At 54.3% G+C, this 10,122-nt stretch carries 9 protein-coding genes; 4 read left to right on the top strand and 5 right to left on the bottom strand.

What is annotated here, in order from left to right:
• Positions 1–335 precede the first annotated feature (335 nt).
• Positions 336–1,235: a threonine/homoserine exporter RhtA gene (gene rhtA / locus ACIQYF_RS18660; protein ID WP_402864777.1), complete on the top strand. Its 900-nt coding sequence runs from the start codon at positions 336–338 to the stop codon at positions 1,233–1,235.
• A gap of 152 nt (positions 1,236–1,387) precedes the next feature.
• Positions 1,388–1,669, top strand: coding sequence for a hypothetical protein (locus tag ACIQYF_RS18655; RefSeq protein ID WP_402864775.1), 282 nt, complete (start codon positions 1,388–1,390; stop codon positions 1,667–1,669).
• A 47-nt stretch (positions 1,670–1,716) separates the two neighbouring features.
• Here the strand turns inward: ACIQYF_RS18655 and ACIQYF_RS18650 are convergent, their stop codons facing one another.
• Together ACIQYF_RS18650 and ACIQYF_RS18645 are read right to left on the bottom strand one after the other, a co-directional pair.
• Positions 1,717–3,537, bottom strand: a complete 1,821-nt coding sequence (locus ACIQYF_RS18650) for an aminopeptidase P family protein (protein WP_402864773.1) — start codon at positions 3,535–3,537, stop codon at positions 1,717–1,719.
• A gap of 56 nt (positions 3,538–3,593) precedes the next feature.
• Positions 3,594–4,763, bottom strand: coding sequence for an aminotransferase class V-fold PLP-dependent enzyme (locus ACIQYF_RS18645; RefSeq protein ID WP_402864771.1), 1,170 nt, complete (start codon positions 4,761–4,763; stop codon positions 3,594–3,596).
• A gap of 333 nt (positions 4,764–5,096) precedes the next feature.
• Between ACIQYF_RS18645 and ACIQYF_RS18640 the strand changes: the two genes are divergently transcribed.
• A complete protein-coding gene (locus ACIQYF_RS18640; RefSeq protein ID WP_402864769.1) occupies positions 5,097–6,206 on the top strand; it encodes a sigma-54 interaction domain-containing protein in 1,110 nt (369 codons plus the stop codon).
• Positions 6,207–6,247: 41 nt separating this feature from the next.
• Here ACIQYF_RS18640 and sfnG read toward each other — a convergent pair whose 3' ends face one another.
• Positions 6,248–7,348 (bottom strand): dimethylsulfone monooxygenase SfnG, encoded by a 1,101-nt coding sequence (gene sfnG / locus ACIQYF_RS18635; RefSeq protein WP_402864767.1) that lies wholly within the window; start codon positions 7,346–7,348, stop codon positions 6,248–6,250.
• A gap of 240 nt (positions 7,349–7,588) precedes the next feature.
• Here sfnG and ACIQYF_RS18630 point away from each other — a divergent pair, with 240 nt between their 5' ends.
• Complete coding sequence (locus ACIQYF_RS18630) at positions 7,589–8,368, top strand: TSUP family transporter (RefSeq protein WP_402864765.1); 780 nt, start codon at positions 7,589–7,591, stop codon at positions 8,366–8,368.
• Here ACIQYF_RS18630 and nudC read toward each other — a convergent pair.
• Both nudC and ACIQYF_RS18620 read right to left on the bottom strand, forming a co-directional pair.
• Positions 8,336–9,166 (bottom strand): NAD(+) diphosphatase, encoded by an 831-nt coding sequence (gene nudC, locus ACIQYF_RS18625; RefSeq protein ID WP_402864763.1) that lies wholly within the window; start codon positions 9,164–9,166, stop codon positions 8,336–8,338. The two genes, ACIQYF_RS18630 and nudC, sit on opposite strands and share 33 nt — an antisense overlap.
• A 43-nt stretch (positions 9,167–9,209) precedes the next feature.
• The gene (locus tag ACIQYF_RS18620) at positions 9,210–10,022 is read right to left on the bottom strand and encodes a crotonase/enoyl-CoA hydratase family protein (protein WP_402864761.1); all 813 of its coding nucleotides are present in this window, start codon (positions 10,020–10,022) and stop codon (positions 9,210–9,212) included.
• Positions 10,023–10,122 lie beyond the last annotated feature (100 nt).

The raw sequence follows: 10,122 nt of genomic DNA, 5'->3' as shown, positions 1-10,122 counted from the left end.
CAACTTCAACCACTTGCGCTTTCGATCTCTCGTTAGCGGGAGGCGAATTCTACAGCGTTACACGCTGCTGTCAACACCTCATTTCCTGCTTCGATCACTTGAAGCTTGCACCGCCGAAAGTCAATCCAACTCATTGATACACAAGGAGTTTTCCGTTTCGACTGCGCCGGAAGTGGGGCGAATTATAGGCCGTTGAAAATTTGAGTCAAGGGCTAATTGAAGGGTGTTATATATAAAGAAGGATTTAACTCCCTTTGCGCACTATATTGCACACAGCACATAACTTAAGCATGATGCCTGACCTCTAGACCTTCATCGCCCAGGCACACACAGCAATGACAAAGCTCCCTCATAGCATCGCTTCGACGCTATTACCCGTTGGTTTACTGCTTATCGCCATGGCTTCAATCCAGTCAGGCGCATCGCTCGCAAAAAGCATGTTCCCCATTGTCGGCGCTCAAGGCACAACAGCTCTGCGCCTGATATTTGCCAGCATCATAATGTTGCTGATATTGCGACCCTGGAGAGCCAAGTTCACAGCCAAATCCCTGAAGACGGTGATTGTCTATGGGATAGCATTGGGCGGCATGAATTTCCTCTTCTATATGTCACTGCGTAGCGTCCCATTGGGGATTGCAGTAGCGCTGGAGTTCACAGGCCCTTTGGCCGTCGCCATTTACTCCTCACGCAGAGCAATCGACTTTGTCTGGATAGTGCTGGCAATCACAGGACTCTTACTGCTCATACCTCTCGGAGAAAGCGTCCAAGGCATCGACCTTGTCGGCGCAAGTTACGCATTAGGTGCAGGTGTGTGCTGGGCGCTGTACATCCTCTTCGGACAAAAAGCCGGAGCAGACAATGGCGTTCAAACCGCTGCTCTGGGCGTGATGATTGCCGCGCTTTTTATCGCCCCTATCGGCATCGTTCATGCAGGCAGCGCTTTATTGACACCCAGCCTGATCCCGATTGCCATTGGTGTCGCCATATTGTCGACCGCCCTACCCTACACGTTAGAAATGATTGCACTGACGCGCATGCCTACCCGCACCTTTGGCACACTCATGAGTATTGAGCCCGCCTTTGGAGCACTTTCGGGGCTGCTGTTTTTGCATGAAGTTCTATCTTTCACACAATGGATGGCTATTCTCTGCATTATCATGGCTTCCGTAGGTGCAACCATGACTATGCGAGGCCACTCAAAGCCCGCGGCTACTGACAATCAGCCATCTATTTGACACAGTTCTGGTAATTGACTCTTATTTAAGGGATGTTTGCACTCTGAAAGAGTGACTTGAGGCGATACAGGATAAGGAGATCCAAAGGAACCTATGGATGATCAATTGACACCCGCATCTCGCAAATTTGACGTAACCGCTTAAGGACAGGAATGAAACGATTTTTGGTAGTTTTAGCCGTGCTCGCTGTATCCGGCTGCGCAGCAACCTCCGAAACAACCGTCAAACGCGGTAAACGGGGCCTGCATATCAACTGCTCTGGATTGTCGTCATCCTGGAACAAGTGCTACGCCGAGGCGGCAAAGTCCTGTGGGGACAAAGGATATCGATTGATTGCCAAATCAGGGGATGGTGCCGAAGAGCCAGGTGACTACCCCTTCGGCCTGAACCCTGCCGGTTACACAAGTCGAAGCATGATCATTATCTGCAAGTAGCCCTTGTGTCACGCAACCAAACTGGCCTGCTGAGTGACACAACGCCTTCAGGCCATGGCTAAGAGCGGCGCTGTTCGGGCTTGCAACCACTCCAGAGCTTCACCTTCAAGCAGCGGGCTTAAACGCTCACGTACCTGCGCGTGATACGCATCAAACCATTCCAGCTCTTCGCGCGTCAGCAATGACGGCTCCAGACAGCGCGTATCAATGGGGCACAATGTCAGGGTTTCAAACTTGAGAAACACCCCAAACTCCGAAGCGCCCGCTTCACGATTCAACACCAGGTTCTCAATTCGCACACCCCAGCGGCCTGGCCGGTATGTTCCAGGTTCGATCGAAGTAATCATCCCTGGCTGCATCGCCGTCTGGGGTGCTGCCGCAGCCTGATATGCAATCACCTGTGGCCCTTCGTGCACATTCAGGAAATACCCTACGCCGTGTCCTGTCCCGTGCCCATAATCAACGCTCTCAGCCCAGATCGGCGCGCGAGCAATTGAGTCCAGCAGAGGTGACAAAATCCCTTTTGGAAACTGAGCCCTGGACAACGCAATCACACCTTTAAGCACACGCGTGCAGTCTCGCTTTTGCTCGTGGGTAGGAGTGCCGACAGGAACCATGCGAGTGATGTCTGTCGTGCCGCCCAGGTATTGTCCACCCGAGTCGATCAGCAATAAGCCATTGCCCTCGATCACAGCATGTTCTTGCTCGGTTGCGTGATAATGCGGCATCGCACCATTGGAATTAAAAGCCGCGATGGTATTGAAACTCAGCGATACGAAGCCAGGACGACGAGCACGAGCCGCAGTCAACTGTTCATCGATGGTCAGCTCCGTGACGCGCTCCCTCCCCAAGGCTGTTTCCAACCACGCAAAAAATTCGCAGAGAGCGGCACCGTCCTGCTCCATGGCCTGCCGGATATGGAAAGCGTCATCAAGGCTCTTTTGCGACTTTGCCAGCGTTGTTGGGTTTAAGCCTTCAACAAGCGTCACGTCAGGGTTCAAGTTATTGAGCAAGCCACACGTCACCCGCGCCGGATCAACCATAAGTCGAGTGTTTACAGACAACGCTGCCAGCGCAGCATGGATCTCAGCGTAGTCACGCAACTTGACGCCATCCTGCAAGAGTGTCTCTTGCAACTCAGCGCTGACTTTGTTCACGTCAACAAACAAAGTGGCCTGCGTAGACTCAATCAAGGCAAACGAAACAAACACCGGGTTAAAAGAGACATCGGAGCCGCGCAGGTTAAACAACCAGGCGATGTCATCCAGGGTCGCGATGAAATGCGCATCGGCGTCGCGCTGCTTGAGCGTTTCGCGCAACGCTGCCAGTTTTTTCCCACGGCTCACTGTTGCCTGCGGAGGCAAATGCTCATATACCGGCTGGGTCGGAAGCGCGGGACGATCCGCCCATACCAGATTCAACACGTCGATATCAGTGCGCAAAATGGCACCGCGCTCATTAAGCTTGCTCTCCAGGGTTCGAGCAGAAGCCAGCGCAAAAACAGCGCCATCAACAGAAACCGTCGCACCTGCAGGCACCTGCTCCGCCAGCCAATCCAGAGGGCCTGGCTGGCCGGGCTGTAACTTGACCAGTTCAATGCTGCTACCGGCAAGTTCTTTGCCTGCCTGTTCCCAGTAACGGCTATCAGCCCATAAACCTGCGAAGGTCGGCGTCACTATCAACGTGCCCACTGAACCATGGAAACCCGACAACCATTGCCGCCCCTGCCAATAAGCAGGCAAGTATTCCGAGAGATGGGGATCGGCCGATGGAACCAATAACGCATAGATACCGTTCTGCTCCATCAATGCGCGGGTACGCGCCAAGCGCTGCACCATCGGTTCCTGATTCAACGACTGACTACTCATCCTCTCTCCTGCTGGTCACGGTTATTTATTGTTCGTGACGGATAATGAATCACCCATCAAGACTGGGCAACTGCCCAAAAAGGTGCAGGCGCAGCGACTGCGGCTTTGATTGCACTTGCCACTGCATCTATCTCCTCCTCACGGGTAAAACGCCCAAGACTCAAGCGGATGGTTCGACCCGCTTTGTCAGCATCATGCCCTATTGCCAGCAACACATGCGATGGCGCCTTACTCGCGGAGTTGCACGCAGAAGTGGATGAGTAAGCAAGAACCGCGCCCAACGCCGAACTGTTGAAATGCCCTTCGGTGAACGTCAGGCTCAACGTGTGAGGAATTCGTTGCGTCGCAGAACCATTACACTGCAACCCCGGTACATCAGCCAGTTGCTCAAGCAAACGTTGACGCAGTCCCTGAATGTGCGCCAACTCTTGAGCAAATGATTGACTGGCAATGGCAAAAGCTGCACCCATGCCTGCAATCTGGTGAGTCGCCAAAGTACCGGAGCGCAAACCGGACTCATGCCCGCCACCATGAATCTGCGCCTGTAAACGATCCTGCGCCCGCGGCCCTACATACAAAGCGCCAATCCCTTTGGGGCCATAAATCTTGTGCCCCGAGAATGACATCAGATCCACCGCCCACTCCGCCAGATCGATAGCGACCTTACCGGCACCCTGTGCCGCATCCACATGCAACAATGCGCCGTGCTCGCGTACCACGCGGCCAATGGCAAGGATGTCATTCACCGTTCCCAGCTCATTATTGACCAGCATCAGCGATACCAGCAGCGTGTCCTCACGCAGGGCAGCGCTGACTTGTTCAGCACTCACGAGCCCGTCCTTATCCGGCGCCAGAAACGTCACATCAAAGCCTGATTGCTGCAGAAAATATGCGGTATCCAGCACCGCCTTGTGTTCGATTTGACTGGTGATGAGGTGCCCACGTGATTCACGACTGGCTTGAACAACGCCTTTCAACGCCAGGTTATTGGACTCGGTAGCCCCTGAGGTCCAGATAATTTGCGCGGCACTGGCATTGATCAACTGCGCAACCTGCTCACGCGCCAGCTCTACCGACTGCCGGGCTTGCTGACCAAAAACATGAGAACCCGAAGCAGGGTTACCAAAATTACCTGCAAACCCAAGGCAATCGACCATCACCTGAATGACACGATCGTCCACAGGCGTGGTGGCGGCGTAATCGAAATAAAGAGGTCGTTTGTTCATTGTGCGAACCCACTGAGCGCGTTCCGGAATCAGGCATTGCTTGATAGCAGAAGAGTGAAGCCACATGAAAAGGTGGCGATTAGAAATAACCGATTGATCAGGCTGGCAAAAGGGTCGGCATCAAGAAAAGGTGTAGGAACGTTCCCAAATTTAGCCAGTCGCAACCCCATAGCCTTATGAAGCGCTAAAAGTAGGGTCTTGCGCAAGTCTGATATGCCATAAGGATATATAAATATGGAATTACGTTAGTTTACGGAATAACTAAATCCCCTTATAAAGTCTCCCTCGGCTTTCCTTTTGTGGGCAGAGCCCCCGATAAAAAGGAGCTGTCAATTGCAGCTTTTAACCTTACCCGCCACTCCGGCACTCGCAACCTCCATTAGGGCCACAGCCCAAGTATTTGAAGATCCTGTGTCCAAGGAGTTGCTGACACACCTGCAACAAATAGCGCCCAGCGACGCCAGCGTTTTAATCATTGGCGAAACAGGCACCGGCAAAGAGTTGGTTGCTCGTCATATCCACCAACTCAGCCACCGTCATCAGCAACCTTTCGTAGCCGTTAACTGCGGCGCGTTTGCCGAGTCACTGGTCGAAGCCGAATTGTTCGGACATGAGAAAGGTGCCTTCACAGGCGCATTGGCAGCAAAGGCCGGCTGGTTTGAAGAGGCGGATGGCGGCACGCTGTTTCTGGATGAAATCGGCGATTTACCGCTGCCCATTCAAGTGAAACTGCTGCGCGTTCTACAAGAACAAGAAGTCGTGAGACTGGGCTCACGCAAAAGTACCCCGATCAATGTTCGTGTACTGGCCGCTACGAATGTAAATCTTGAGCAAGCGATTGAGGCCGGGCACTTTCGAGAGGACCTGTATTACCGACTGAATGTTGTGAGCCTTGTGCTGCGCCCCTTGCGCGAGCGACCAGGAGACATCCTGCCCCTGGCCAGACACTTCCTTCACACCTATCGCCAACGCCTGCAACACGGGCCAACGGCACTGAGCGCATGCGCAGAAGAGGTGCTCAAGCAACACCCATGGCAGGGAAACATCCGCGAATTGGAAAACGTCGTGCATCACAGCCTGCTGCTGTGCCGCAATCAAACCATCACCGTGCAAGACCTGCGCCTGTCGCAGTCACGCATCAGACGTCAAGACGCACCGGCCCACTCATACACATCCTCGCAAGACAGCACTCAGGACTTGCTGCAACGTGCGTTTCGAAAACTTTTCGAAGAGCAACCGGGCGCGCTGCATGAAACAGTCGAAGACAGCCTTTTAAGGGCCGCCTACGAGTTTTGCCATCACAACCAAGTGCACACTGCCAAACTGCTGGGCCTGAGCCGCAATGTCACGCGTACACGCCTGATTAAACTCGGAGCGCTGTCCGTCAATACACGTCGCGCCGAAACAGAAACAGGCTCGCCCTATTTGCGACAATCGCTGTAGCAAAAGCAGCAGCCTTGTGACGGCTGCTGCTCGATGCCGCATCAGACTACCGATAGCTCTTCAAGACGACGGGCCTCCAACTCGCGAACCAACGGTAGAACCCGTCGCCCGAAGTACTCGACCTCCTCCTGAAAATGCAGGAATCCCGCCAGCACCAAGTCCACACCCAAGGCTTTAAGAGCCACAATCCGCTCTGCTATTTGCTCAGGTGTACCAATCAGATTGGTTTTAAATCCATCGTTGTACTGCACCAAATCTTCGAAAGTCGATTTAGCCCAATTGCCCTCGCCTTCGGTCGAAGACTTGCCAGCCTGTTGAGCCGCATGCCCAAAAGCCTTAACGGCTTCTACATCCGCGTTATCAAGGATGTCCTGCAAGACTGCTCGCGCTTGCTCTTCAGTGTCACGCGCAATAACAAAAGCGTTAACCCCAATTTTTACGGCATGCTGATTAGCAGCCGCCTTGGCACGGATATCGTCGATCTGGGCTTTGAGCCCTTCCGGCGTATTGCCATTGGTGAAATACCAATCCGACACCGTTGCCGCCATATCACGCGCAGCACGCGAACTGCCACCCTGAAAGATCTCGGGGTGAGGCCAGGCTAATGGCTTGGGTTTCAAGGTGTAGTTGTTGACCCGGTAGAAATCCCCCTTGAAGGTAAAGTCATCTTGAGTCCAGACACCCTTTAACACCTGGATGAACTCTTGCGAACGACGATAGCGCTCATCGTGTTCCAGCCAATGCTCGCCAATCGCATTGAACTCACCCCTAAACCAGCCGCTCACAATATTGACCGCGATACGCCCCTCAGTCAGTTGATCGATCGTCGCCAGTTGCTTGGCGGCTAAAACGGGCTTCCAGGGGCCCGGCAAAATAGCCGCGATCACTTTCAAGTGCGTGGTGGCCGCCAACAAAGCGTGACTAAACGCCACCGACTCATGCTGAAACTCCGCACCATAGCCCGCCGTAAAACGAATTTGGGTCAATGCATACTCGAAACCAGCAGCTTCAGCCAACTGCGCTAACTTGCGGTTGTAATCAATGTTCCAACTGGTGCGCTGTTCAATCTTGCTAACGACCAGACCGCCACTGACATTGGGTACCCAGTAGGCAAATTTAATAGCTTGCTGACTCATTGGCATACTCTCGATGTTAATACCTGAATTAACCAGAGCAGCAAATGTGCCAACACGCCAAGCGCTCTATCTCAAGAGTCAGAGCAACAGCATACTGTCAGAATAGGTACATTCCTGTTGATTCACTGCCCGCCAGACAACACTGCCAGCAGTACATGTGTCTGTCGCCGCTGCTCACCGTTATAGGTAAGATGACGTCCTTCCGCGCATCAGCGCTGTACGTCCAGCCTAATTAAGCCGACCCCCATGCCTTTTGAACTCAGCGTAGATTTGACCACTCTTGCCATTCTGGCCGCCGTTGCATTTGTCGCCGGTTTTATCGATGCCATTGCCGGCGGTGGCGGCTTGCTCACCACCCCTGCCCTGCTGACCGCTGGCTTGCCACCGCATCTGGTACTGGGCACCAACAAACTTAGCTCGACCTTTGGCGCAGCCACCGCCAGCCTCACCTTCTACAGACGCAAGCTGTTTCACCCTCGCGAATGGAAACTGGCCATTTTTGGCACATTGGCAGGCGGACTGATCGGTGCCGTTACCGCACACTACATGCCCGCTGAATGGCTCAACAAAATGTTGCCCGTCATCGTTTTCGGCTGCGGCCTTTACTTACTGTTCGGTGGCACCCCGAAAACCCCGATCGACAACAACGCTCCCATCAAGAAGAAATGGCAGCTACCACAAGGTTTGGGCCTGGGCTTCTATGATGGTGTGGCTGGCCCTGGAACCGGTGCGTTCTGGACCGTCAGCAGCATGCTGCTTTACCCCATCGATCTGGTGAAGGCCAGCGGCGTGGCCCGCAGCATGAACTTCGTCAGCAACATCGCGGCACTGTCCGTCTTTGTATTTTCGGGGCACGTGGACTGGATCATCGGTCTGACCATGGGCTTTGCGGTCATGATCGGCGCGTTCTTTGGCGCCCGCAGCGCAATCAGCGGCGGGGCCAAATTCATTCGCCCGGTATTTATTACCGTTGTCTTGGGGCTGACAGTACGCCTAGCCTGGCAACACTGGTTCAACCTGGCCTAAACGTCGCGCCACATAAAGGTCGATGAGATAGCGCGCAATCGAGCGCGACGCTGGCAACGGCGGCAGGTCATGAATGCTGAACCACTGTGCATCTTCAATCTCATCGGCCTGGGGCACGATCTCGCCCCCCGCATATTGCGCATGAAAGCCCAGCATCATTGAGTGCGGGAAAGGCCAGCATTGGCTGCCCACGTACTGAATGTTTTTGACCTCCACTTGCACCTCTTCGTACACCTCGCGAATCAGGCAGTCTTCGGCCGATTCACCTGGCTCGGCAAAGCCTGCCAAGGTGCTGTAAACGCCCGGCACAAAACGTGGCGAGCGTGCCAGCAAGACTTCGTCGCCTCGGGTAACCAACACAATCATGCTCGGGGAAATACGCGGATAACTACGCAAGTCGCAGGGCGCGCAATACATCGCACGCTCTCTCGGCACCTGCGTCATCGTCCCCCCACAGCTGCCGCAGAAACGATGCTCGCGTGCCCACGTGCCAATTTGCGCGGCGTATCCCAGCACCTTGTAGAGGGTGTGATCGCCCTCCAGCATAAACGCCCGCAACCCTTGCCAATGACAACCCTCAACCTGAGCAGTGCCCTGCAGCTCCAGCAGGTACACCGGCTCGCCATCCAGATGACCAATGCCGTGCTCGACGAGTACCGGCAGTTCCTGACGTCTTAGCCATTCGCGTGTAAACAGCGGGCCATTGTCATCGACTAAAAAACCTTCCGAGCCGCGTACCACTGCCAAGCCACCAGGAAGATCGGTATCCAGTACTGCCGTAGTCCAACGCGAAGTCATCACAACATCCCAGGTCAAGTTGAAGTGCGACGCGGCGCCCGCGTCAATCCTGAAATTCAGGCTTTTGTTTACTCATGTGCGCCGCCACCGCCAAGCGCAAGTCGGTGGATTGCAGCATGGCCGCGTTCCAGGTGGCAACATATTCAAGACCATCGTCAACACGATGATCGCGCATGTAACTGATCATCCGTTTAGTGCCACCAATGGCAATTGGCGATTTGCTGGCAATATCACGCGCAATGGTCATGACCCCGTCCAGCAGGCGCTCATGATCACTGTAGACCCGGTTGACCAAGCCAATGCTGCACGCTTCTTCAGCGCCAACCACGCGCCCGGTATAAGCCAGCTCGCGAAGCATGCCATCACCAATAATGCGCGGCAAACGTTGCAAAGTGCCGACATCGGCCGCCATGCCCATATCGATTTCCTTGATTGAAAACTGCGCATCCTCGGCGGCATAACGCATGTCACAGGCCGCGATCAGATCAATGGCTCCGCCAATGCAGTAACCCTGGATTGCCGCCAGTACAGGCTTCTGGCACTGATCAACCGCATTGAACGAGGCCTGCATTTGAAGGATCTTGTGTCGCAGCAGGCGTGCATTACGTCCGACATCTTGGCCCAGTTCATTGGCCACCGAGGCCAGCAACATCAGGTCAATGCCTGCCGAAAAGTGCTTGCCTGCGCCGCTGATGACCACCACCCGCACGGCATCGGTTTCATCGATCCACTGAAAAATCTCGATGATCTCAGTCCAGAACGCCGCATTCATCGCATTGACCTTTTCAGGTCGATTGATGATCACGTGGGCGACGCTGTCGTTTAACTCAACTTTAAAAGCCTGGTAGTCGGGCATAACCTGAATCCTTTGTAGGTCGCTGCTAGCGGTCAATGAGCCGCCGACTATAACAAGCACTGTGCGCCGCAGGCAGGCCGCGATAACGCCAAAACCCGGA

The sequence above is a fragment of the Pseudomonas sp. NPDC096917 genome, assembly GCF_044762555.1.
In the GTDB taxonomy this organism is placed as follows: Bacteria; Pseudomonadota; Gammaproteobacteria; order Pseudomonadales; family Pseudomonadaceae; genus Aquipseudomonas.
This window is presented reverse-complemented; position numbering and strand designations above follow the sequence as displayed.